The 23,143-nt window shown below is 74.3% G+C and carries 20 protein-coding genes and 2 tRNA genes; 10 read left to right on the forward strand and 12 right to left on the reverse strand.

From position 1 onward, the window contains the following. Positions 1 to 1,629 carry an L-glutamate gamma-semialdehyde dehydrogenase gene (gene pruA / locus HK417_RS17290; RefSeq protein ID WP_261327118.1) on the forward strand — a complete coding sequence of 543 codons (1,629 nt, stop codon included), beginning with the start codon at positions 1 to 3 and terminating at the stop codon, positions 1,627 to 1,629. A gap of 59 nt (positions 1,630 to 1,688) precedes the next feature. On the opposite strand, the gene HK417_RS17295 is transcribed toward pruA, so the two are convergent. After that, on the reverse strand, positions 1,689 to 2,234 hold the full coding sequence (locus tag HK417_RS17295; protein ID WP_222268702.1) for a gluconokinase: 546 nt from the start codon (positions 2,232 to 2,234) through the stop codon (positions 1,689 to 1,691). A 42-nt stretch (positions 2,235 to 2,276) separates the two neighbouring features. Between HK417_RS17295 and HK417_RS17300 the strand changes: the two genes are divergently transcribed. Next, positions 2,277 to 3,464 (forward strand): MFS transporter, encoded by a 1,188-nt coding sequence (locus tag HK417_RS17300; protein WP_222268704.1) that lies wholly within the window; start codon positions 2,277 to 2,279, stop codon positions 3,462 to 3,464. Here HK417_RS17300 and HK417_RS17305 read toward each other — a convergent pair. The 3 genes from HK417_RS17305 to HK417_RS17315 all read right to left on the reverse strand — a co-directional run bounded on the left by HK417_RS17305 (position 3,453) and on the right by HK417_RS17315 (position 4,803). Next, positions 3,453 to 3,821, reverse strand: coding sequence for a hypothetical protein (locus HK417_RS17305; protein WP_222268705.1), 369 nt, complete (start codon positions 3,819 to 3,821; stop codon positions 3,453 to 3,455). The two genes, HK417_RS17300 and HK417_RS17305, sit on opposite strands and share 12 nt — an antisense overlap. Before the next feature lie 20 nt (positions 3,822 to 3,841). Beyond that, positions 3,842 to 4,636: an enoyl-CoA hydratase/isomerase family protein gene (locus tag HK417_RS17310; RefSeq protein WP_222268708.1), complete on the reverse strand. Its 795-nt coding sequence runs from the start codon at positions 4,634 to 4,636 to the stop codon at positions 3,842 to 3,844. Positions 4,637 to 4,727: 91 nt separating this feature from the next. Then, positions 4,728 to 4,803, reverse strand: a tRNA-Lys gene (locus HK417_RS17315). A 233-nt stretch (positions 4,804 to 5,036) separates the two neighbouring features. Here HK417_RS17315 and HK417_RS17320 point away from each other — a divergent pair. Further along, on the forward strand, positions 5,037 to 6,212 hold the full coding sequence (locus HK417_RS17320) for a L,D-transpeptidase (protein ID WP_308123668.1): 1,176 nt from the start codon (positions 5,037 to 5,039) through the stop codon (positions 6,210 to 6,212). A 19-nt stretch (positions 6,213 to 6,231) separates the two neighbouring features. On the opposite strand, the gene HK417_RS17325 is transcribed toward HK417_RS17320, so the two are convergent. Further along, a complete protein-coding gene (locus tag HK417_RS17325; RefSeq protein WP_222268713.1) occupies positions 6,232 to 6,771 on the reverse strand; it encodes a DUF1353 domain-containing protein in 540 nt (179 codons plus the stop codon). Positions 6,772 to 7,086: 315 nt separating this feature from the next. Between HK417_RS17325 and HK417_RS17330 the strand changes: the two genes are divergently transcribed. After that, the gene (locus HK417_RS17330) at positions 7,087 to 8,772 is read left to right on the forward strand and encodes a SpoIIE family protein phosphatase (protein ID WP_222268715.1); all 1,686 of its coding nucleotides are present in this window, start codon (positions 7,087 to 7,089) and stop codon (positions 8,770 to 8,772) included. Positions 8,773 to 8,795: 23 nt separating this feature from the next. Here HK417_RS17330 and HK417_RS17335 read toward each other — a convergent pair whose 3' ends face one another. Further along, complete coding sequence (locus tag HK417_RS17335) at positions 8,796 to 9,506, reverse strand: DUF2306 domain-containing protein (protein ID WP_222268717.1); 711 nt, start codon at positions 9,504 to 9,506, stop codon at positions 8,796 to 8,798. A gap of 116 nt (positions 9,507 to 9,622) precedes the next feature. Between HK417_RS17335 and HK417_RS17340 the strand changes: the two genes are divergently transcribed. After that, a complete protein-coding gene (locus HK417_RS17340; RefSeq protein ID WP_222268718.1) occupies positions 9,623 to 10,324 on the forward strand; it encodes a TetR/AcrR family transcriptional regulator in 702 nt (233 codons plus the stop codon). A 9-nt stretch (positions 10,325 to 10,333) separates the two neighbouring features. Here the strand turns inward: HK417_RS17340 and HK417_RS17345 are convergent, their stop codons facing one another. The 3 genes from HK417_RS17345 to orn all read right to left on the reverse strand — a co-directional run bounded on the left by HK417_RS17345 (position 10,334) and on the right by orn (position 13,483). Next, positions 10,334 to 12,379, reverse strand: a complete 2,046-nt coding sequence (locus HK417_RS17345; RefSeq protein WP_222268720.1) for a putative bifunctional diguanylate cyclase/phosphodiesterase — start codon at positions 12,377 to 12,379, stop codon at positions 10,334 to 10,336. A gap of 289 nt (positions 12,380 to 12,668) precedes the next feature. Continuing rightward, positions 12,669 to 12,744 (reverse strand) — tRNA-His (locus HK417_RS17350). Positions 12,745 to 12,802: 58 nt separating this feature from the next. Continuing rightward, positions 12,803 to 13,483 (reverse strand): oligoribonuclease, encoded by a 681-nt coding sequence (gene orn, locus HK417_RS17355; RefSeq protein ID WP_222268722.1) that lies wholly within the window; start codon positions 13,481 to 13,483, stop codon positions 12,803 to 12,805. Positions 13,484 to 13,730: 247 nt separating this feature from the next. On the opposite strand from orn, the gene HK417_RS17360 reads away from it, so the two are divergent. After that, positions 13,731 to 15,578: a hypothetical protein gene (locus HK417_RS17360; RefSeq protein WP_222268724.1), complete on the forward strand. Its 1,848-nt coding sequence runs from the start codon at positions 13,731 to 13,733 to the stop codon at positions 15,576 to 15,578. 63 nt (positions 15,579 to 15,641) lie between these two features. Here HK417_RS17360 and HK417_RS17365 read toward each other — a convergent pair whose 3' ends face one another. Next, the gene (locus tag HK417_RS17365) at positions 15,642 to 16,247 is read right to left on the reverse strand and encodes an SACE_7040 family transcriptional regulator (RefSeq protein ID WP_222268726.1); all 606 of its coding nucleotides are present in this window, start codon (positions 16,245 to 16,247) and stop codon (positions 15,642 to 15,644) included. Between the two features lie 55 nt (positions 16,248 to 16,302). Between HK417_RS17365 and HK417_RS17370 the strand changes: the two genes are divergently transcribed. Beyond that, positions 16,303 to 17,916 carry a carboxyl transferase domain-containing protein gene (locus HK417_RS17370; protein WP_222268728.1) on the forward strand — a complete coding sequence of 538 codons (1,614 nt, stop codon included), beginning with the start codon at positions 16,303 to 16,305 and terminating at the stop codon, positions 17,914 to 17,916. A gap of 40 nt (positions 17,917 to 17,956) precedes the next feature. On the opposite strand, the gene HK417_RS17375 is transcribed toward HK417_RS17370, so the two are convergent. Further along, positions 17,957 to 18,481 carry a ferritin gene (locus HK417_RS17375; RefSeq protein ID WP_222268730.1) on the reverse strand — a complete coding sequence of 175 codons (525 nt, stop codon included), beginning with the start codon at positions 18,479 to 18,481 and terminating at the stop codon, positions 17,957 to 17,959. 98 nt (positions 18,482 to 18,579) lie between these two features. Here HK417_RS17375 and HK417_RS17380 point away from each other — a divergent pair, with 98 nt between their 5' ends. Genes HK417_RS17380 through HK417_RS17390 form a run of 3 tightly spaced genes read left to right on the forward strand, consistent with a single transcriptional unit; the run spans position 18,580 to position 21,967 of the window. Next, positions 18,580 to 18,783 carry a hypothetical protein gene (locus HK417_RS17380; RefSeq protein WP_222268846.1) on the forward strand — a complete coding sequence of 68 codons (204 nt, stop codon included), beginning with the start codon at positions 18,580 to 18,582 and terminating at the stop codon, positions 18,781 to 18,783. A 30-nt stretch (positions 18,784 to 18,813) separates the two neighbouring features. Next, a complete protein-coding gene (locus HK417_RS17385) occupies positions 18,814 to 20,808 on the forward strand; it encodes an acetyl/propionyl/methylcrotonyl-CoA carboxylase subunit alpha (RefSeq protein ID WP_308123669.1) in 1,995 nt (664 codons plus the stop codon). A gap of 4 nt (positions 20,809 to 20,812) precedes the next feature. Continuing rightward, positions 20,813 to 21,967, forward strand: a complete 1,155-nt coding sequence (locus HK417_RS17390; protein WP_222268732.1) for an acyl-CoA dehydrogenase family protein — start codon at positions 20,813 to 20,815, stop codon at positions 21,965 to 21,967. Between the two features lie 131 nt (positions 21,968 to 22,098). Here HK417_RS17390 and HK417_RS26190 read toward each other — a convergent pair whose 3' ends face one another. After that, positions 22,099 to 23,112 (reverse strand): NADPH:quinone reductase, encoded by a 1,014-nt coding sequence (locus HK417_RS26190; protein ID WP_222268734.1) that lies wholly within the window; start codon positions 23,110 to 23,112, stop codon positions 22,099 to 22,101. Between the last annotated feature and the right edge of the window lie 31 nt (positions 23,113 to 23,143).

A 23,143-nucleotide genomic window follows, 5' to 3' on the forward strand; every position in this document is an offset into this window, starting at 1 on the left:
ATGTTGGACGCCGTCACCCAGGTCCCCGCGCCGCGCAACGAGCCCGTGCGCGACTACGCCCCGAACTCTCCCGAGCGGGCGGCGCTCGAGCTGCGCCTGGCCGAGCTGGCCGCCGCCCCGGTCGAGCTGACCGCCACGATCGGCGGCGCTCAGCGGATGCCCGCCGGTGAGCGCTTCGCCGTCGTCGCCCCGCACCGGCACGCCCAGGTGCTCGGCACCTCGGCGCACTCCACCGCGACGGACGCCGCAGACGCCGTGCGCAGCGCCAAGGAGGCGGCGCCCGGCTGGGCCGACCTCTCCTTCGACGACCGGGCCGCGGTGTTCCTCAAGGCCGCGGACCTGCTCGCCGGCCCCTGGCGGCAGACGCTGAACGCCGCGACGATGCTCGGCCAGAGCAAGACCGCCTACCAGGCCGAGATCGACAGCGCCTGCGAGCTGATCGACTTCTGGCGCTGGAACGTGCACTTCGCCCGCCAGGTGCTCGCCGAGCAGCCGATCTCCGGCGCCGGGGTGTGGAACCGCGTCGACCACCGCCCGCTGGAGGGCTTCGTCTACGCCGTCACGCCGTTCAACTTCACCGCGATCGCCGGCAACCTGCCCACCGCGCCGGCGCTGATGGGCAACACCGTCGTCTGGAAGCCCGCGCCCACCCAGCAGCTCGCCGCCTGGCACACGATGCGGCTGCTCGAGGCGGGCGGGCTCCCGCCGGGGGTCATCAACATGCTGCCCGGCGACGGGATCGCCGTCTCCGACGTCGTCCTCGCCGACCGCGACCTGGCCGGCATCCACTTCACCGGGTCCACCGCGGTGTTCCAGCACCTCTGGCGGACCGTGGGGCAGAACATCTCCGGCTACCGCGGCTACCCGCGCATCGTGGGCGAGACCGGCGGCAAGGACTTCGTCGTCGCGCACCCGTCGGCCGACGTCGACGTGCTGCGCACCGCGCTGATCCGCGGCGCCTTCGAGTACCAGGGGCAGAAGTGCTCCGCGGCCTCCCGGGCCTACGTCCCCTGCAGCCTCTGGGCCCGGATGCGCGACGACCTCGTGGACACCACCGAGTCGCTGCCGATGGGCGACGTCACCGACTTCTCCAACTTCATGGGCGCGGTCATCGACTCCCGCTCGTTCGGGAAGCTGTCGAAGGTCCTCGAGGCGGCCCAGGACGACGACGCGCTCACCGTCGTCGCCGGGGGGACGGCGGACGACAGCGAGGGCTTCTTCGTCCGGCCGACGGTCATCGAGGGCACCGATCCCGGGCACGAGGTGTTCACCACCGAGTACTTCGGCCCGGTGCTCGCCGTGCACGTCTACGACGACGGCGACTACGACACGGTGCTCAAGCAGATGGAGTCCGCGGCGCCCTACGCGCTCACCGGCTCGGTCATCGCCCAGGACCGGACGGCGATCGCGCACGCCCAGCGCTTCCTGCGGCACGCGGCCGGCAACTTCTACGTCAACGACAAGCCGACCGGCGCCGTCGTCGGCCAGCAGCCCTTCGGTGGCGGCCGGGCCTCGGGTACCAACGACAAGGCGGGCGCGGCGCAGAACCTGATGCGCTGGACCAGCACCCGGTCGATCAAGGAGACGTTCGTCCCGGCGACCGACCACCGCTACCCCCACATGGCGTAAGGACCCCCTCGCCCCCCACCCCTCGCAGGCTCGCGGCGACCCCTGCGAGAGGGCCCGGGTCAACTCGCGGCTACTCCGCGCTCGCGGCGGAGGTCGGCGAGGAGGTCGGCGACGGTCTGCTCCAGCGGGCCGTCGCCGGGGATGACCCCGCCGGGCTCGTCCTCGCCCAGCGGCTCGAGGGTGGCCAGCTGGCTGTCCAGCAGGGACGGTGGCATGTAGTGCCCTTGCCGCTTCCCCAGCCGCTCGGCCAGCACCCCCTCGGACACCTGCACGTGGGCGAACCACACCGACGGGTTGTCCTCGCGCAGCAGGTCGCGGTAGGCGCGCCGGAGCGCCGAGCAGGTGAGGACGACCGACCTCCCGGCCGCGGCGTGCTCGCCGATCACCTCGGCGACCCGCCGCAGCCAGGGCCAGCGGTCCTCGTCGCCGAGGGGGCTGCCGGCGGCCATCTTGGCGACGTTGACCTCCGGGTGGAGGTCGTCGCCCTCGATGTACTCCCAGCCGAGCTGCCGGGAGAGCTCCTGCGCGACGCTGGTCTTCCCGGACCCGGACACCCCCATGACGACGATCGAGGTGGTCGCCGGGATGCTGGCCTCTGGTTTCATGGCCCGACCGTAGGGGTCGGCGGGGAGAGCGGGGGACCGGGCGTGACGACTGCGGAGCAGCGCGGCTCGCTGTGGCGGCTGCCGGCGGTGCGGTCGCTGTTCGCCCTGAACGTGCTGGGCTTCCTCAGCTACTCGCTGCTGCTCTCGGCGCTGCCCGCGCACGCCGCCGCGCTCGGGTACGGGCTCACCGCCGCCGGGTCGGTGACCACGGTGTTCCTGGTCGCTACGGTGCTCGCCCAGGGGGCGGTGCCCGCGCTGGTGCACCGGTTCGGGCTCGGGCCGGTGCTGCTCGCCGGGCTGCTGGCCCTCGCCGTGCCCTCTCCGCTGTACCTGCTCGCCGAGGACGTGCGCTGGTTCGCCGTCGTCTCGGCGGTCCGGGGTCTCGGGTTCGCCGTGCTGACCGTGCTCGGGTCCACGGTGGCGGCCCAGGCGGTGCCGCCCGAGCGGCGCGGGGAGTCCATCGGCATCTACGGGCTGGCCATCGCCGTCCCGACGATTGTCGCCGTGCCCGGCGGCGCAGCGCTGACCCTGGCCGGGCACTTCGGCTGGGTCGCCGCGCTGTCGGCGGCGCCGGTGCTGGCCTGCGGCTTCCTGCCCGGGCTGGTGCGGGCGGTGGGTGAGCGGGCCGAGCCGGGGCGCGGGCGCACGGGGTCCCGGGCTGCCGTGCGGGCCTCCGTCACGCCCTCGGTGCTCCTGCTGGTGATGACGCTGGCCGGCGGCGGGTTCTTCACCTTCCTGCCGATCGAGCGGCCCGACGGGTCGCTGGCGGCCGTCGCGCTGCTGCTGTTCGGTCTCACCAGCGCGCTGGGCCGGTGGCAGGCCGGCGTGCTGGTCGACCGCCTCGGCGCGCGGCTGCTGATGCCCGGGAGCGTGGCCGCCGGGGTGGTGGGGCTGCTGCTCGTGGCGCTGGGCCTGACCACCGAGGGCAGCCCCGGGGTGGCCGCGGTGCTCGCCGGGGCGCTGGCCCTGGGGCTCGCCTACGGCGCGGTGCAGAACCTGACGCTGGTGCTCGCCCTGGCCCGGGCCGGGGACGGTCCGACGGCGACCGTCAGCGCCGTCTGGAACGCCTGCTACGACACCGGGACGGCGATCGGCGCGCTGGCCGTCGGCGCGGTCGCCGCGGGGCTGGGGCTGCCGACGACGTACACGCTCACCGCCGTCCTGCTCGCCGTCGCGCTGCCGCTCGCGATCGCCCTCGGCCGGACGGCGCTGCGCCCCTCAGCCGGCTGAGCCCAGCCGACGCCGGGCCGCCTCGGCCAGCCGGTGCACCGTGCGCACCTCCTCGGCCGCCTCGCGCAGCCAGCACCGCAGCCCCTCGGCGTCCCGGCGGTTCCGGTCCCGCAGCTGCCCGAGCAGCACCTGGCGGGTGCTGGCCTGGGCGCGCATGGCGGTCGGGAGGGTGCGGCCGGTGGCGCGGGCCAGGGCGGTGAACGCGGCGCCCACGTACACCAGCTCCCGGGTGTCCTCGAGCCCCGCCAGCAGCGTCTCGGCCTCGGCGGTGCGCCCGGCCGCCACGTGGTCCAGGTACTCGCGGGCGCGGCGGGCACCCAGGGCAGCGGCGTCGACGGCGGCAGCGGGCTCGGTCACGGGTCCACTCTCCCTGCCGGTCACCGGCCCGACCACCGCGGGGGCCGCTTCTCCAGATGGGCCGCGATGCCCTCGCGGCGGTCCTCGCTGAGGTAGGGGTTGGGGCCGACATCCAGTCGCAGGCCGGTCGCGAGAGGGAGGTCCAGGCTCTTGAGCGCGGTCTCCTTCATCCGGCGCACCGACAGCGGCGCGTTGGCGGCGATCCGCTCGGCCAGCCGCAGCGCCTCGGGGAGGACGTCGCCGGCCGGGACGACGCGGTTCACCAGCCCCCAGCGCGCCATCTCCTCGCTGTCGACGTAGTCGCCGGTGAACAGCAGCTCCAGCGCCAGGCCGGTCGGGACCCGCTTGGGCAGCACGACGGAGCCGTAGTTGGCGCCCATGCCGATCTTCGCCTCGGGCAGCCCCATCTTGATCCCCGGCGCGGCGATCCGGATGTCGCACGCCAGGGCGAGCTCGAAGCCGCCGGCGACGGCGTGGCCGTTCAGCGCGGCGATGACCGGCACGTAGGTCTCGCCGAGGACCTCGAACAGGTTGCGGCCCGGCCGGTTCATCGGCGGGCGGAACGGCTCACCCCGGCGGTCGGCCTCGCGGATCTCCTTGAGGTCGAAACCCGCGCAGAACGCCGGACCGGTGCCGGTCAGCACCACCGCCCGCACGTCCAGGTCGGTGGCGCAGGCCAGGAACTCCTCGACCAGGTCGGCCTGCAGCGCGCTGGACAGCGCGTTGCGTCGCTCGGGGCGGTCGAGGGTGAGCACGCGCACGTGCCCCCGGGTCTCGGTGGTCAGTCCGGAGTCCCGCCGCTGTGGTCCGTTCATGACCGCGATCCTGCCGTCCGGGCATCGGCTGGGTCATCCGGCCCGCGGACGCAGCACGGCCCCGTCCGGATGGGACGGGGCCGTTCACGGGTGGTGCGCCATCAGGGACTCGAACCCCGAACCCGCTGATTAAGAGTCAGCTGCTCTGCCAATTGAGCTAATGGCGCGTGTCCTCGGGGCGCAGCCCGGCGACGTGGGAGAACTGTACACGGCGGTCCCGAGCGGTGACCGTGGGGGTAGGCCACGCGCCTGTGGGTCGATGAACAGTGAACTGTCAGCACCGACGTGGACACTGGAACTCGGCACCCGGCCCCCGGGACGGTCCCGATCGGGCAGGTGTCGGTGCAGGAGGAAGGTCGTCGTGGTGTCGTCGGTCAACGGTCGGGGCGAGGGACGGCGGGTGGCTGCGGTGCTCATCGCCGTGCTGCTGGCGTTCCTCGCCGGATGCCAGGGGTCGTCGTCCGGCGACGCCTCCGCCCGGACGCCGGAGCGGCCGGCGGCGCCCGCCGAGCTCGCGCTGAGCGTGTCCGACGGCAGCGTCGACCTCCCGCCGACCACCCCGGTCTCGGTGATCGTCAGCAGCGGGGAGCTGGGCGACGTCACCGTCACCGACGCCGCCGGAGCCGTTGTGCCCGGCGCCGTGGCTCCCGCGGACGGCGACCCCACCACGTCGGTCTGGACGCCGGAGGGGGAGCTGGCCTACGGCACGAGCTACACCGTCACCGCCACGGCGGCCAACGAGGACGACGCCGAGGCCACCGCCAGCAGCACCTTCACGACCGTCTCCCCGGCCACCCTGTCGACCCCGAGCGTCGGCCCGCTCGATGGCACGACGGTGGGCGTGGGCATGCCGATCCGCGTCTACTTCGACGACCCGGTCGCCGACCAGGCCGCCGTCGAGCGCAACCTGCACGTCACCACGTCCACCCCGACCGACGGGGTCTGGAGCTGGCTGTCCGACAGCGAGGTGCACTTCCGGCCGTCGACCTACTGGCCGGCGAACACCGAGGTGACCTTGGAGGCCGACCTCTACGGCGTCGACTTCGGGAACGGCGTGTGGGGCGAGAAGGACCGTACGGTCTCCTTCAACGTCGGTGACAAGCACGTCTCGGTGGTCGACGCGGGCGCGCACACGCTGACCGTCTACGACGGCGACCAGGTCGTGCAGACCTATCCGATGAGCGCCGGCAGCGCAGAGAACCCGACCCGCAACGGGCCGCACGTCGTCCTCGAGAAGTTCGCCGACATCACCATGGACTCCTCGACCTTCGGTCTCGCGGTCGACGCCCCGGGCGGCTACCGGACCGACGTCCAGTACGCCACCCGGATCTCCAACAACGGTGAGTTCGTGCACGCGGCGCCGTGGTCGGTGGCGTCCCAGGGCTCGGCCAACGTCTCGCACGGCTGCATCAACCTCTCCACCGAGCGGGCGCGGTGGTTCTACGACTTCTCCCAGCCCGGCGACGTGGTCGAGGTGGTCAACTCCATCGGGCCGACCCTCTCCTGGGTCGACGGCGACATCTACGACTGGGCGGTCTCCTGGGAGGACTGGAAGGCCGGCAGCGCGCTGACCTGACCCGTTCCCGGCGGGGCGGTCACAGCCGGATCCCGCCGTCGGTGCGCCGGCGGGTACCGGGCAGGGCGGCGATCACCACGGTCTCCACGACGGCGTAGACGGCCAGCGCCACGGTGATGAGCACGGCGGGCGGGGCGACGACCGGCGCGGCCAGCACCGAGATCGCCAGCACCAGGGGAGCGTCCCGCCACCAGCCCGTCCACCGCCCGCTGGCCGCCGACCCCCAGCGCACGCCGGTCCACATCAGCCAGCGGCGGACCGGCGGCACGTCGAGCTCCCGGAGCACCCGGCGGAACAGGCCGTCGGCGTCCCGGGCGGACACCACCCCGGCGGCCAGCCCCTTCGTCACCAGCCAGTCGTGCAGCACCGCGGCCAGGGTGTAGCGCCCGAAGCGCGGGATCAGCCAGACCACCGGTCGCGGCACCGTGGCGAAGTCGGTGCGGAATCCCGCCGGGACGACAAAGGTGTCCGAGTGGCCGTGGTAGACCAGCGGCTCGACCACCTCCCACAGCTCGTCGGACACCCGGCGCACGGTGACGGTGGGGGAGACGAAGGGCACGGCGGTCAGTTCCCCCTCCCGGCCCGGTCGGACACCTGCGCACGCAGCGAACCGCATGCCTGCGGATCGCCGCGGTGGGTAGGTCACCGGGCACGGTGATGCGGGCGCCCGGGTGCCCGTACCACCGAGGTCCGGCGGTCCAGGAGCGCGGCCGCCGGGCCGCCTGATCTCGGCCTTCTCCGCTGCGGCACCGCCGTCCGGTGGCCCCTCCGGCGGCGCGCCCGGTGCGGCCGCGTCGGTGTACGCCGTGCTGGGCCTGACGTAGAGTCCGAACCCCCCAGCCGCCGGGCCGCTGACCGAGACGCAGGAGTTGTGGTGAGTGGATCCGCGGCCTCCCCCCTCGGCGCGGAGGCCCTCGCGACAGCCCTCGAGGTGCTGCCCACCCCGGTCGCTGTCCTCGACGCCGACTGGATCATCGGCTACGTCAACCCGGCCGCCGCGCGGCTGCTCGACCGGAGCGTCGACGAGCTGATCGGCCGGGACGTCCGGGTCGCGCTGCCCGAGCTCCGGGGCACTGCCTTGCACTCGTTCCTGCTGCACGCCCGCAGCGTGGGCACCCCGGTGACCTGGTCGGGCTACCACCCGCCGTCCGGCCGCCGGCTGGAGGTCACCGCCGTCGTCGTCGACGGTCTGCTGCAGCTGTCCGCCCGGCCGGTCGACGGCCGGCCCGGCGAACCCGTCGTCGATGCCGGGCGGACCGTCGGGGGTGCCGAGGACGCTGCTCGGCTGCGCTTCCTGGCGGAGGTGTCCGAGGCCATGATCGCGACCCTGGACACGGGGGAGTCGGCCACCCGGCTGGCGGAGCTGGCCGCGTCCCGGCTGTGCGACTGGGCCGTCGTCGCGCTGGCCGGCGAGGACGGCGGCCCGGGCGAGGAGGCGTGGGCGCACCGCGACCCGGCCCGCCGCGCTGACCTGGACGCCTACGTGGCGGGGCGGCTGCGCAACACCGGTGACGACGCCGCGATGGTCGAGGCGCTGCTCACCGGGCAGCCGGTGCAGCTGACCACGATCGACCAGGACCTAATCGCGCCGTCGCTGCCCACCGAGGGGGTGCGGGCGGCCTGGCGGCGGCTGGACACCACGTCGTGCACGATCGTGCCGCTGCGCGCCCGCGGGGAGACCTTCGGTGCGCTGGCGCTGCTCAACGGCGGCGACCGGCCGCCGCACACCGAGGCGGAGATCGCCATCGCCGTCGAGGTGGCCCGCCGAGGCGCGCTCGCACTGGACAACGCCCGCCTCTACGGCCGGCAGCTGAAGGTCGCCGAGACGCTGCAGCACAGCCTGCTCAGCCCTCCACCGCAGACCGACGAGCTGGAGATCGCCGTCCGGTACCGGCCGGCCGCGGTCTACCAGCAGGTGGGCGGGGACTGGTACGACGCCTTTCCGCAGCCCGACGGCGGGACGTTGCTGGTGATCGGTGACGTGGTCGGGCACGACGTGGACGCCGCCGCGGCGATGGGTCAGATCCGCAGCATCCTGCGCGGCATCGCCTACGACCGGCCGGAGAGCCCCGCCCAGGTGCTGACCCGGGTCGACCGGGTGCTCGACGGGCTCCACGTCGGCACGATGGCCACCGCCCTGGTCGCCCGGATCGAGCGGCCGGCGGAGCGGGCTCGGGCCGGGCTGCGGACGCTGCGCTGGTCCTCGGCCGGCCACCTGCCGCCGGCGCTGCTCCGCCCCGACGGGACGGCGCAACTGCTCGACAGCGTGCCCGAGCGGCTGCTCGGCGCCGAGTGCACCGCGTGGCGCAGCAACTCCGAGGTGACCCTGCACCCCGGTGACACGGTGGTCTTCTACACCGACGGGCTGGTCGAGCACGGTCACTCCGGCATCGACGACGGCCTCGCCCGTCTCTGCGCCGAGCTCGCCCAGCTCGCCGCGGTCCCGGTGGAGAAGCTGTGCGACCAGCTGCTCGACCGCATCGTGACCGGCCGCGCCGACGACGACATCGCCCTGCTCGCCGTCCGGGCCCATCCCGAGGACGCCGTCTGGCCCGCCTGACCGAGGCGCGTGCCAGCCTGCCTCTACCGGGCTGCCTCGACCGGCGCGGCCGCCCTCGGGTGTGCCGGTCCGCCGGCTGAGGACGCGGACCGGCCCGGGACCGCGGCGGGTCCGGCCGGCCGCCTGCGGAGCGCCCATTCGGTCACGGCGAGGTTGATCACCCAGCCGGCGAGCATCAGCAGCACCCGGGCGTGCCCGCTCGGCTGCCCGACCAGCAGCATCCACGGCAGATGGGTCAGGACCTGGGTGCCGGCCCCGAGGCCGATGGCGTAGCCGCGGGCCATCCAGGCGCGGTGGCTCGCGATGTCCCGCCGCCGGATGGCCGTGACACCGAGGACGAGGCAGGCGGCCATGGCCGCGCCGAAGAGGAGCCGGACCGGCGTCAGCAGCACATCGTCGATGGGTGGGCGGGGGTAGGTGAGCGTCATCCACAGTCCCGACAGCGCCGCGGCGAGTCCCAGCGGCACCAGCAGCCGCCCCGCCGTGCGGTGCATGCCCCGCCGACGACGGCGGAGGCCGGGAGCGAACTGGAACGCCCCGAGGAGGCAGTAGAGGGTGGCGCCGACGATGTGCACCAGCACCGGTGCCGGCGAGGCGAGGAACCGGGCGTTGTCCGGGGTGACGTGCGCGTCGCCGGTGAGTTCCGCGACCCGGGCGGCGCCGGCGAGGACGGGGACCAGGCTGAGCAGGATCAGACCGGTGGGCACCAGCCACGGTCGCGGGGCGGAGTCCACGGTGAGGTCCTTCCGACGAGGTACCGGTGTACGACGTACACCGGGTGGGACGGTAAGGTGTATGCCGTACACCCGTCAAGGACGGGCCGTTGTTGCAGCGGGGAGGGGGTCGGAGGGTGCTGCAGGGAGAGGGTCGCCGGGCTCCGCTCAACCGGGACCGGGTGCTGCGTGCCGCCGTCGCGCTCGCCGACGAGACCGGGATCGACGCGCTGAGCATGCGCAACCTGGCGGAGCGGCTGGGTGTGGTGCCCATGGCCCTCTACAAGCACGTGGCGAACAAGGAGGAGCTGCTCGACGGCATGGTGGAGGTCGTCGTCGGCGAGATCGACCCACCTCCGCGGGGTGCGGAGTGGAAGGACGCCGTCCGGCAGCGGATCCTCTCGGCCCGCGGCACCCTGCTGCGCCACGGCTGGGCCTCCGCGGTGATCCAGTCACGCACGCACGCGCCGCCGGCCGTGCTGGCCTACATGGACTCGCTCATCGGGACCTTCCGGGCCGGTGGGTTCTCCGCCGACCTCACCCACCACGTCATGCACGCGCTCGGCATCCGCATGTGGGGCTTCACCCAGGAGGTCTTCCCCACGCCGCAGCCGCCGGCCGACCCGGATGCGCGGGCGGCGATGTTCGGCGAGTTCGCCGCGCGGTACCCGCACATCGTCGACATGGCGACGGCTGTGTCGGACGACGGGGGAATGGCCGGAGGCGCGGGTTGCGACGACCAGTTCGAGTTCGAGTTCGCCCTCGACCTGCTGCTCGACGGGTTCGAGCGGCTCCATCAGGGAGGCTGGACGTCCGCCCGGTCCGTCCCGTCCGCCTGACCGGTGCCGTCAGCGCAGCAGCCGGTCGCTCAGCTCCGCCGCGGTCATCGGCACGCCGATGAAGTAGCCCTGCGCGGAGTGGCAGCCGAGTTCCCGGAGCCGGGCGAGCTGTTCGGCCGTCTCCACCCCCTCGGCGACGGTCAGCAGGTCGAGGGCCGAGCTGAGGCGGATCACCGCCTCCACGATGGCGGTGCTGGTCGGGTCGTCCCCGAGCCCCTGGGTGAAGCTCTGGTCCAGCTTCACGACGTCCACCGGGATCTGCCGCAGCCAGGCCAGTGAGCAGTACCCGGTGCCGAAGTCGTCCAGGGACACGTGGAGCCCCAGCGCCCGGACGGCCCCGACGGTCTCGATCGTGCGGGACAGGTCGGCCACCGCCGCCCGCTCGGTGATCTCGATCTCCAGCTTGCCGGGGTCGACACCGGTCTCGGCGAGCGTGGCCCTCACCAGCTCGAGCATCGTCGGGTCGATGAGCTCCTCGTGGGAGAAGTTGATCTGGACGCCGATCCCGCGGCCGCTCTGCGCCCAGGCCGCCACCTGCTCGGCCGCCGTCCGGAGCACCCACGCCCCGATCGGGAGCAGCAGCCCGGCCTCCTCGGCCAGCCCGAGGAAGTCCGCCGGCCGGAGCAGGCCCCGCTCGGGGTGCTCCCACCGCAGCAGCGCCTCGGCGGAGAACACCTCGTCGTCGGCGAGGCGGAGCTTGGGCTGGTAGAGCACCCGGAGCTGGTCGCTGACCAAGGCCCGGCGGAGCTCGGCCGCCAGGTGGAACCGCTGGCTGACGCTCTCGCTGAGCGTTCCGGAGTACAGCTGCACCCGGCCACCGCCCCGGTGCTTGGCCTCGTACAGCGCGGTGTCGGCTTCCCGCACCAGCAGCTCGGCGTCCTGCGGGGGGTGCGGGGAGAGCGCGACACCCACCGAGGTGCCGACGAGGAGCTCCTCCGGCCCGTCCTCCAGCCGGTACGGGCCGGCGACCGCGGCCACCACCCGCTCGGCCAGATGGCCGGCCTGCTCCTCGTCGGCGAGCTCCGGGCAGAGGACGGCGAACTCGTCGCCGCCGAGCCTGGCCACCGTGTCGGCGGGACGGACCGCGCCGCGCAGCCGCTGGCCGACCTGCCGGAGCAGGGCGTCTCCGGCGGCGTGGCCGAAGCTGTCATTGATCAGCTTGAAGCGGTCGAGGTCGCAGAAGAGCACCGCGACCCGGAGCCGGGGGTGCCGGGACGCGGTGGCGAGCGCGAGCTCCAGGTGGTCGATGAACAGCGTCCGGTTGGCCAGCCCGGTCAGGGCGTCGTGGGTGGCCGCGTACTCCAGACGGGCACGCAGCTCCACGGGCACGGTGACGTCGCGCCAGTTGACGACGACGGCGTGGACCCCCGGCGTCCCCAGGTGGTTGGAGCCGCGGCCGTGGACCCAGCGGACCTGGCCGTCCTTGCTGCGGACCCGGTGCTCCGCCTCGACCACCGCTCCCGCGGGTGCGGACACAACGTCGGCGAAGGTCTGCTCGACCTGGGCCCGGTCCCGGGGGTCCAGCATCATCCGGAAGTGGCGGCCGACCAGCTCCGCGGGCGTGTAGCCCAGCACCTGGGCAGCCCCGGGGCTGATGTACCGGGTGATGCCGGAGGCGTCGAGGACGTGGACGACGTCGACGGCGGCCTCGACGAGCGCGCGGAACCCGCGCTCCTGCACCGGCGGGGGGAGGGGGCCCTCCGGGCAGATCAGCCCCACCACCCGGTCGCCGACGCCGACGGCGTCCACGCAGGCCGGGCTCTCGGGGGCGTCCCCCGACGGGAGGGCGAGCCGTGACCAGCCGCCGTCCGTCACCAGCCGGGCCATCTCGGGCACGAGGTCCTCCCCGGACGGCTCCGCCACCTGGCTGATCCGGGTGCCCGGCGTCAGCACGGGTTCCAGCAGCCGGGCGGCGGCGCCGGTGAACTGCTCGACGACGAAATCGCCGGCCTCACCCCGCTGGTCCGGGACCGCCCGGAAGACGACGGCGCCGTGCGCGGGGTGCACCTGCAGTGCGGCCAGCACCGCGGCGTCCGTGTCGCCCTGGTCGGCCATCACACCTCCTGGGAGAGGGGGCCGCCCACACATTCGCACAGTTCGGCGGCCGGATGGCCGCCGGATGCCCCCGTTCCGACCGCACCCGGCTCCTCGCCCGGGGCTCGCCCGATCCGGGGGCCGGGGGCAGGGGCAGGGGCAGGGCACGACCGCACGCGCCACGCCGATCGGTCTGGTGACCGGTCCTCGACACCCCGCCCGCCTGGGCGCTCGACGCGTGGCCCGGTCGGAGCCGAGCCCCCGGGAACGGACGAGGCCCTGGTCAGTTGCCTGACCAGGGCCTCTCCTGTGGGGTGAGTGACGGGACTCGAACCCGCGACATCCAGGATCACAACCTGGCGCTCTACCAGCTGAGCTACACCCACCGTCGCTCGCCGCCACCGGGGTGGCCGCGCGAACCGACGTAACGATACCCGGCCCGGGTCAGCTCGCTGCCGGGGCCTCCGCGTCCGGCGTGCCCTCGTCGGCCGCACCGGCCGCGAGCACCGGGGCGAACGCCGTGACGGCGGCGGCCGACGCGGCCTGGGCCTGCTCGCTCGAGGGGCCGGGATCGGGCACGAAGAGGGTCTGCCGGTAGTAGGCCAGCTCGCGGATGGACTCGAGGATGTCGGCGAGGGCCCGGTGGGCCAGACCCTTCTGCGGCTGGGCGAAGTAGACCCGGGGGTACCAGCGGCGGGCCAGCTCCTTCACCGAGGACACGTCGACCATCCGGTAGTGCAGGTGGTCGTCGAGCTCGGGCATGTCCCGGGCGAGGAACCCGCGATCGGTGCCGATCGAGTTGCCGCAGAGCGGGGCGCTGCGCCGATCGGGCACGAATCGCCGCACGTACTCGAGGACCTGGGCCGAGGCCTCCTCGAGCGTCACCGTCGAGTCGCGCACCGCCTCGGTGAGCCCGGACTTCGCGTGCATCTCCGCGACGACGCCGACCATCCCCGCGAGGTCCTCGTCGTCGGCGTGGATCACCAGGTCGAGCCCCGGGTCCAGGACGTTGAGCTGGGAGTCGGTGACCACGACGGCGACCTCGATGAGCTTGTCCCGGACCAGGTCCAGTCCGGTCATCTCGCAGTCGATCCAGACCAGGTTGCTCGGCGCGGTGTCAGCCACGTCGCGCCACCCTACGCACCGGTGCACTCCGGCGCTCGGGCCGCGGCGGCGGCCCGGTGTCCCCGGTCGGGGCGGCCGGCCGATGACCGCGCCCGCCGCGCGGCGCGCCCCGCGGTGGGCCCGAGGAGCCGGGCCGATGACGTACCGTCGTCCGGGTCCGCCCGTGGGCCCCGTGCCGGGCGGCGACCGTGTGGCCGGGGTCGCGCCCGGGCTGCGCTGCCCCTGTCGTCTGCGCCCGGGAGAGTCCGTGCTGATCCTCACGCCGACCCCGCTGGAGACGGCGGCAGAGCGTGCGTTCTTCGCCGAGCTCGCCGACTGGGACACCGGCGGTGGCGTCCGGGGAGCGGTGATGGCCGCCCGTCCGGCGGTCGAGGGGCCGATGCACCGCCGGCTGTCCGACGCCGTCCTCTTCGTTCCCGAGGGCCTCGCCGTCGTGCGGGTCGTCGAGGTGGAGCGCCAGTCCGGCATCGTGACCGCGACACCCGACGGTGCCTGGACGATCGGCCCGGGGAACGCCCCCGGCGACGTGCTCCAGCTGTCCGGCGGCGGCTCCACACCGCTCGACGGCCTCATGCGGGCGGGCATGGAGGCCGCCGTGACGCTGCGCCGCGCGGGCCTCGACCCGGGGCGCATCGCCCGGCTGGCCGTCCTCGTCGGCGCCGTCACCGGCCTCAACCCGCCCGACGGCGACCTCGGTGAGGGCGACCAGGTGGCGCTGCTGGACCCCCGCTCGCTGCTGCTCGGCGTCGCGCGCGCCAGCCGCTACGCCGGCACCGACAACCCGCGGCTGTGGACGACGGCCGACGTGCGGGCCGCGATCGAGGCCCTCGGTGTGCCCGGCCGCACCCCGACGGTGGAGGAGCTGAACGGCGAGGGCTTTCCTTACTCGCCCTACGTGCTGCGCCGGCCCGACCTGCTGACGCCCGCGACCCTCAACGCCAAGCCGACCCGGGTGGCCGCCGAGCCCGCTCCGGAGGTCCCGGACCGAGTCGCCCCGGCCGGACCGATCGTCGACCCGGCCGCCGCTGCCCGGGTCGCCGCCGCCGCGGTGGCCGCGCAGGCGGAGGCCGAGGCGGAGGCCGCCGCAGCGCCCGCCCCGGCCCACGAACCGGCGGCGCAGGCGGCCGCGGCCGCTGTTCCCCCGCCGTCGACGGGGCAGGACCCGGTCGTCGCCGCTGCGCCCGCGCCCCCGGCCGTTCCGCCGCAGACCCCGCGGGTGCCGTCGACGGGCGTCCTCCCGACGCAGTTGCAGCAGGCCCGCTCCGGCGACACCGTCGCGCTGGTCTCCGAGCCCGGCGGCGCGCGCCCGGGGGAGGAGACCGGCGGCATCGGCGGCCTGTTCGCTGCTCCGGCTCCGCAGACCGCCGGGTCCAGGCAGCCGCCCGTGCCGCCGCCGGTGCAGCGCGAGCTGCCCCCGGAGCTGCGGCCGCGCCGCCGGGCTCCGTCGGGCGACGACCCGGACGAGCAGGAGCGGCCCCGGCGCGCCCGCTCCGCGCTGCTCGTCGCCGCCGCGGTGACCGTCGTGCTGGTCCTCCTGGTGGTCGGCGTCCTAACGTTCACCGGCCGGGACAACGACACCCCCGCCGACCAGGCCGGCGCCACCACCGCGGCCCCCGACACGCCCGCGCCCGCCGCCGGGCTGACGCCGGGCGCGACCGAGGTCGTCAACGGGATCACGTTCACCCTGCAGGTCCAGCAGAGCGACACCAGCTGCCGGGGGCACTCCTACAGCTCGGTGGCCGCGTTCTTCGGCAACTCGGACTGCACCGCGCTCGACCGGTGGCTCTGGTCGGCCGATCCCGACGGCCGCCCCGCGGTCGTCTCGGTGGCTCGGATCGAGATGCCCGATGCCGCCGGGGCCGGGGCGCTGCGGTCGCTCGCGGACACCGACGGCAGTGGCAACGTCAACGACCTGCTGCGCGAGGGGGTCAGCTGGGACGGCGGCCCGGACCGGCTGCGCAACGCCGAGTACGCCAGCTCCCAGCAGGGCAGCACGGTGACCATCGTGGAGACGTCCTGGACCGGTGAGGCAGGGGCGACCTCCGCGCTCGACGCCCTCGCCAGCGCCGCCCTGTCCCTGCCGCCGGCCGCCTGATCCTCCCTCGGCCCCGTCCCGAGGCTCGCCCCCAGCTTGCGAGGGGGGAGGAGGACGGGTCCGTCAGCAGATCGGGGCCGTCGCGGCCGCCTCGGCCATCCCGGTGAGCAGCCGGGCCATCGCCGGCCGGGCCAGCCGGCCGGCGCTGTGCGGTGTGGAGTTGATCAGGCCGAACAGGGCGTGCGCCCGGGCGCGGCAGGCCGCCGTCGGCGCCTCGGGGTGCAGCCGGGCCAGCACCGCGACCCACTCCTCGACGTAGCGCCGCTGCACCTGGCGCACCCGGCGGGCGTCGGGCTCGCTCAGCACACCGAGGTCCCGGTCCTGCACGGTGATCAGCGCGGGGTTGTCCAGGGCGAACTCCACCTGGAAGGCGATCAGCGCGCGCAGCTGGGCGGCGGCGTCGTCCCCGGCGGCGGCGACCACCTCCGCGCTCCCGGCCAGCAGCCGCTCGCTGATCCGCAGCAGCATCTCGGCGAGCATCGCGTCCTTGCTCGCGAAGTGCCGGTAGATGGCCGGGCCGGTGACCCCCACGGCCGCGCCCACGTCGTCGACCCCCACCGCCCGCGCGCCGCGCTCGGCGAACAGCTGCGCCGCGGCCCGCAGGATCTGCTCGCGGCGGGAGGGCCGCGCGGCGTTGTCGTGCAGCGCGGTGTCCGGGGTGGACGGCACGCGCTCAGGTTAACCGCTGTTCACATCCGGGCGGGAGTCGTGGTTGACTCCGCTCGTGGACGCACCGGTGCTCTCCACCGCCTCCTCGGCGGACCCGGACGCGGCTGCCCGCAACGCCGGCCACCACCGGCGCCTGGCCGCCGACCTGGCCCAGCAGCTGGCCCGGGTCGCCCAGGGCGGCGGGGACCGCGCCCGGCAGCGGCACGTCGGCCGCGGCAAGCTGCTGCCCCGCGAGCGGGTCGACGCCCTGCTCGACCCGGGCAGCCCGTTCCTCGAGCTGTCGCCGCTGGCCGCGCACGGGCTCTACGACGACGAGGCGCCGGCCGCCGGGATCATCACCGGGATCGGGCGGGTGTCCGGCCGGGAGGTCGTCGTCGTCGCCAACGACGCCACGGTCAAGGGCGGCACCTACTACCCGATGACGGTCAAGAAGCACCTGCGCGCCCAGGAGGTGGCATGGGCGAACCGGCTGCCCTGCGTCTACCTGGTCGACTCCGGCGGCGCCTTCCTGCCGCTGCAGGACGAGGTCTTCCCCGACCGGGACCACTTCGGGCGGATCTTCTACAACCAGGCCAACCTCTCGAAAGCCGGGATCGCGCAGATCGCCGCCGTCCTCGGGTCGTGCACCGCCGGCGGCGCGTACGTGCCGGCCATGAGCGACGAGGCGGTCATCGTCCGCGGTCAGGGCACGATCTTCCTCGGCGGCCCGCCGCTGGTGAAGGCGGCGACGGGGGAGGAGGTCACCGCCGAGGAGCTCGGCGGCGGCGAGCTGCACTCCCGGGTCAGCGGGGTCACCGACCACCTGGCCGAGGACGACGCGCACGCCCTGCAGATCGTCCGGCAGATCGTCGGCACCCTCGGCCCGCGCACCCCCCGACCGTGGGACGTCGACCCGGTCGAGGAGCCGCTGCACCCGGCGGAGAGCCTGTACGACGTCGTCCCCGTGGACACCCGGACGCCCTACGACGTGCGCGAGGTGATCGCCCGGCTGGTCGACGGCAGCCGGTTCGCCGAGTTCAAGCCGCTCTACGGCGCCACGCTGGTGACCGGCTTCGCCCGGCTGCACGGCCACCCGGTCGGGATCATCGCCAACAACGGGGTGCTGTTCAGCGAGTCCGCGCTCAAGGGCGCCCACTTCATCGAGTTGTGCGACCGCCGCAAGATCCCGCTGCTGTTCCTGCAGAACATCAGCGGCTTCATGGTGGGCCGCGACTACGAGGCCGGGGGTATCGCCAAGCACGGCGCCAAGATGGTCACCGCCGTCGCCTGCGCCCGGGTGCCCAAGCTGACCGTCGTCATCGGCGGCTCGTTCGGCGCGGGCAACTACTCGATGTGCGGGCGGGCGTACTCACCCCGGTTCCTGTTCACCTGGCCGAACGCGCGCATCTCGGTGATGGGCGGCGAGCAGGCGGCCAGCGTCCTGGCGCAGGTGCGGCGGGACGGGCTGGCCGCCCGCGGCGAGGAGTGGTCCGCCGAGGCCGAGGAGGCCTTCAAGGGGCCGATCCGCGCCCAGTACGAGGACCAGGGGCACCCGTACCACGCCACGGCCCGGCTCTGGGACGACGGCGTCATCGACCCCGCGCAGACCCGCACCGTGCTCGGCCTGGCGCTGTCCGCCTGCGCCAACGCGCCCCTCGAGGAGGTCGGCTATGGCGTCTTCCGGATGTGACGCGAAGGGCGAAAGTGGCCACTTCCGCCCCTCGGGGAGGTCAGGCGCCGGCGATGGAGGGCGCGGTCGGGTCGGCCGACTCGCCCTTGACCTCGCGCAGCACGTAGTCCTCGATCGTCTCCAGGTCGTGCGTGGAGCGCTTCACGATGGCGAGCAGGTCGCTCATCTTGCTGACCTCCTCGACCTGCTCCTTGATGAACCACTGCATGAACTGGTCGGAGGCGAAGTCCATCTCCTGCCGGGCGACGGCGGTGAGCCGGTTGATCTGCTCGGTGACCCGCTTCTCCTGGTCCAGCGCGAGGGCGACCGGGGCGACCACGTCGGGGAAGTCGGTGATCGGGGCCGGGATGCCCGGGATGGTGACCAGGGCGTCGGCGTCCAGCAGGTACCGCACCATCATCATCGCGTGGTTTCGCTCCTCGACCGCCTGGTCGAAGAACAGCTGGGCGGTCTGCGGCATCGTGAGCTGGTCGAAGTAGATGGCGCAGGCGACGTACTGCTGGTGCGCGGCGAACTCGTTGCCGATCTGGGCGTTGAGCAGGTCGATGAAGGCATCGGCGGCCATCGGGACTCCCGGGTGTGTCGGACTTCGTCCCGCGCACGGTATCTGGCGACACGCCCAAGACGGTGGCCCACCTACGAAGGCATGGCTAACCTCACCACGTGGCCAAGGACAAGCGCGCGTCGGCGAAGCAGCGCATGCCCAAGAAGAAGTGCTGCGAGGACAAGCCCCGGTGCAAGCGCTGCCCCCTGCGGGCCCTCGCTGAGGGCAACCTCCCCGACGGGTACACGGTCAAGAAGCGTCGGCTGGTCAAGCTCGAGAAGGCCGACGCCGTTCTCGCGAAGAGCACCCGCAAGGCGGCCTGACCGCCCCTCCCGCGACGGGGGGTGCTGAGCGTGTTCGACACCGTCCTGGTCGCCAACCGCGGGGAGATCGCCGTCCGGGTGATCCGCAGCCTGCGGGAGCTGGGCATCCGTTCCGTCGCCGTGTACAGCGAGGCGGACGCCGGCGCGCTGCACACCCGGCTCGCGGACGTCGCCGTCCCCATCGGCCCGGCGCCCGCGGCGCAGAGCTACCTGTCGATCGAGCGGGTGCTCGACGCCGCCCGCCGCACCGGCGCGCAGGCCGTGCACCCCGGCTACGGCTTCCTGTCGGAGAACGTCGACTTCGCCCGCGCGTGCGAGCGGGCGGGGGTCGTCTTCATCGGCCCGCCGGTCGCGGCGATCGAGGCGATGGGCGACAAGATCCGCGCCAAGCAGACGGTCGCTGCCGCGGGCGTGCCGGTCGTGCCGGGACGCACCGAGCCGGGCATGGACGACGACGCCGTCGCCCTCGCCGCGGTGGAGATCGGCTTCCCCGTGCTGCTCAAGCCCAGCGCCGGCGGCGGGGGCAAGGGCATGCGCGTGGTCCGCGACGCCGGGGAGCTGCCCGAGCAGATCGCCGCCGCCCGGCGCGAGGCCCGCGGCTCCTTCGGCGACGACACGCTGCTGGTCGAGCGGTACCTCGGCCGGGCGCGGCACATCGAGGTGCAGGTCTTCGGCGACACGTACGGCACGGTGATCCACCTCGGTGAGCGGGAGTGCAGCCTGCAGCGCCGGCACCAGAAGGTCGTCGAGGAGGCGCCCTCCCCGCTGCTGGACACCGCCACCCGGGCCGCCATGGGGCGCGCCGCGGTCGAGGCGGCCCGCGCGGTCGGCTACACCGGGGCGGGCACCGTCGAGTTCATCGTCGACGCCGACTCCCCGCGCGACTTCTTCTTCCTGGAGATGAACACCCGGCTGCAGGTCGAGCACCCGGTCACCGAGCTCATCACCGGCCTGGACCTCGTGGAGCTGCAGCTGCGGGTCGCGGCGGGGGAGCCGCTGCAGATCGACCAGAGCGACGTCACCCTCGACGGGCACGCGATCGAGGCGCGGGTGTACGCCGAGGACCCGGCGCGCGGGTTCCTGCCGCAGACCGGCACGGTCGTCGGCCTGGTCGAGCCGGCCGGCACCGGGGTGCGGGTGGACAGCTCGCTGGTCGTGGGCTCCGTCGTCGGCACCGACTACGACCCGATGCTGGCCAAGGTGATCGCCTGGGGGCCGGACCGGGAGACCGCGCGGGCGCGGCTGGTCCGGGCGCTCGGGGACACCGCCGTCCTCGGGGTGGCCACGAACACCACCTTCCTGCGCGACCTGCTCGCCGACCCCGACGTCGTCGCGGGCCGGCTCGACACCGGGCTCATCGAGCGCCGGGGCGAGGCGCTGACCTGGTCGGAGCCCCCGCCGCCGCACGTGTACGCGGCCGCCGCCCTCGCGCTGCAGCTGGAGGCCGAGCCGACGGGGCGCCTCGTCGACCCGTGGGAGGTGCCCTCGGGCTGGCGGCTGGGCGAGCCGGCGTGGACGCTCCTCCGGCTGCAGGCGGCCGGCGGGGCCCCGGTCGAGGTACGCGTGCGCGGCCTGGCGGCCGCTGCCGAGGTGCGGGTGGGCGACGGCGAGCCGCTGCCGGCTTGCGCCTCCCGGGACGGCGACCGGCTGAGCGTCACCGTCGGCGCGGTGAGCACCCGGTTCACCGTCGTCCACTCCGGTGGGACGGTCTGGCTCGCCGTCGACGGGCACGTCGCCGCGCTGCGCGAGCACGAGCGGCTGGCGTCGACCGCCGCGTCGGCGGCGTCCGACGGCGCGGTGACCGCCCCGATGCCGGGCCTGGTGACGCTGGTGCAGGTGTCCCTCGGTGACCACGTGGAGGCGGGGACCCCGCTGCTGGTCGTCGAGGCGATGAAGATGGAGCACGTGCTGACCGCCCCCGTCGCGGGGACGGTCACCGAGCTCCCGGTGACGGCGGGCCGACCGGTCCGGCTGGACGAGCGGGTGGCCGTGGTGACCCCACTGGCGCCCGGCGGAGGGGAGTGACCCAGTGCTCGACTACCGGCTCGACGAGGAGACGGAAGCGCTGCGGAAGGTGGTCCGCGAGTTCTCGCTCGACGTGGTGGCCCCGCAGATCGGCGGCTTCTACGAGCGCGACGAGTTCCCGACGGAGATCGTGCGGCAGATGGGGGAGCTGGGCCTGTTCGGCCTGCCCTTCCCCGAGGAGTACGGCGGCTCCGGCGGCACGTACTTCACCCTCTGCGTGGCGCTGGAGGAGCTCGCCCGGGTCGACAGCTCGGTGGCCATCACGCTCGAGGCCGGGGTCTCGCTGGGCGCGATGCCGCTCTACCGGTTCGGCACCGAGGAGCAGAAGCAGAAGTGGCTGCCCCGGTTGTGCGCCGGTGAGGCGCTGGGGGCCTTCGGGCTCACCGAGCCCGGCGGCGGGTCGGACGCCGGGGCCACCCGGACGACGGCGCGGCTGGAGGACGGCCACTGGGTGCTCAACGGGTCGAAGGCGTTCATCACCAACGCCGGCACCGGCATGACCGACCTGGTCACCGTCACCGCGGTCACCAGCACCCGGGCCGACGGCGGCAAGGAGATCTCGACGATCGCCGTCCCGACCGGCACCCCCGGCTTCACCGTCGGCCAGCGCTACAAGAAGGTCGGCTGGAACGCCTCGGACACCAGGGAGCTGGCGTTCAGCGACTGCCGGGTGCCCGAGGAGAACCTGGTCGGCGAGCGCGGCCGCGGCTACGCGCAGTTCCTGTCGATCCTCGACGAGGGCCGGATCGCGATCTCCGCGCTGGCCGTCGGGCTCGCGCAGGGCTGCGTCGACGAGAGCGTGAAGTACGCGGGCGAGCGGGAGGCGTTCGGGCAGCCGATCGGCCGCAACCAGGCCGTCCAGTTCATGATCGCCGACATGGAGATGCGCGCCTCCACCGCGCGGCTGGCCTACTACCGGGCGGCGGAGAAGATGCTGCGCGGCGAGCCGTTCAAGCGGGAGGCCGCCATCGCCAAGCTCTACAGCTCCGAGGTCGCGATGGACAACGCCCGGTACGCCACCCAGGTGCACGGCGGGTACGGCTTCATGACCGAGTTCCCGGTCGGCCGGTTCTACCGCGACGCCAAGATTCTGGAGATCGGCGAGGGCACCAGCGAGGTGCAGCGGATGCTCATCGCCCGCTCCCTCGGCCTCGGCTGACCCTCGGCTGGGCCTCGGCTGGGTCCTGGCTCGGCCCCGGTTGAGCTTCGGCTGGGCCGAGTGGCAGTTCCGGTCGTCCAGGGCGGCGCGTCCGCGCGTGTCGGCGACCGGAACTGCCCACTCGCCGCGCGTCAGGCGGTGACGTCGATGAGCACCTTGCCGACGGCGCCGTCCTGCACCGCCTGGTGGGCCTGCGCCGTCTCGGTCAGCGGGTACACGTGCAGCGGGAGCCCGGCCTCCTCACCGACCCGGACGGCGCCGTCCAGCACCGCGGCGTTGACGTCCTCGACGCCGATCTCCTTGGCCTTCGGCGGCTCGGTGTAGACGAGCACGAACTGCCAGCGGGCGTTCGGGGTCATCTGCGAGCGCACCGGGACGGTGATCTCCGCGCCGCCGTCGTCGGCGTACATGGCGACCGCGCCGTGCAGGCCGATCACCTGCGCGTCGGCCGCGGCGTTCTGCGCGGCGTTGACCTCGACGATGCTGTCGACGCCCTTCGGCGCGATCTTGCGCACCTCGGTGACGACGTCCTGCTGCCGGTAGTTGACGACGTGCGAGGCGCCGGCCGCCGCGGCCAGCTGCGCCTTCTGCGGGGAGCTGACCGTGGCGATGACCGTGGCCTCGGCCCAGCGGGCCAGCTGGATCGCGGCGTTGCCGACCGCGCCGGCGCCGCCCTGCACGAGCACGGTGCGGCCGTGCAGCGAGCCAGGACCCAGCCGGTTGGGCAGCGACTCGGCGACGGTCAGGCAGCGGTGCGCGGTCAGGAACGGGATGCCGAGCGCGGCACCCAGCTGGAAGGACGGTCCCTCGCCGAGCAGAACGGTCTGCCGGGCGGGGACGACGGTGTACTCCGCCGCCGTGCCGTGCGGGCGCTGCCAGGCCGCCTCCCACACCCACACCCGCTCGCCGCGCAGCACCGGGTCCACGCCCTGGCCGACCGCCTCGATGGTGCCCGCGCCGTCCTGGTTGGGGACCTTCCCGCCGGCGCCCGGGTCGGTGGTGCTCCGGGCCTTCCAGTCGGTCGGGTTCACCCCGGAGAAGGCCAGGCGGACCCGCACCTCCCCGGGGCCGGGATCGGGGGTGGGCCGCTCGACGAGCTGGAGGACGTCGGGACCGCCGGGCTGCGTGTAGGTGATCGCTCGCACCGGCCGTCCCTACCCGCGAAGCCGGTCGCCG

It is taken from the genome of Modestobacter marinus, from assembly GCF_019799945.1.
In the GTDB taxonomy this organism is placed as follows: domain Bacteria; phylum Actinomycetota; class Actinomycetes; order Mycobacteriales; family Geodermatophilaceae; genus Modestobacter; species Modestobacter marinus_B.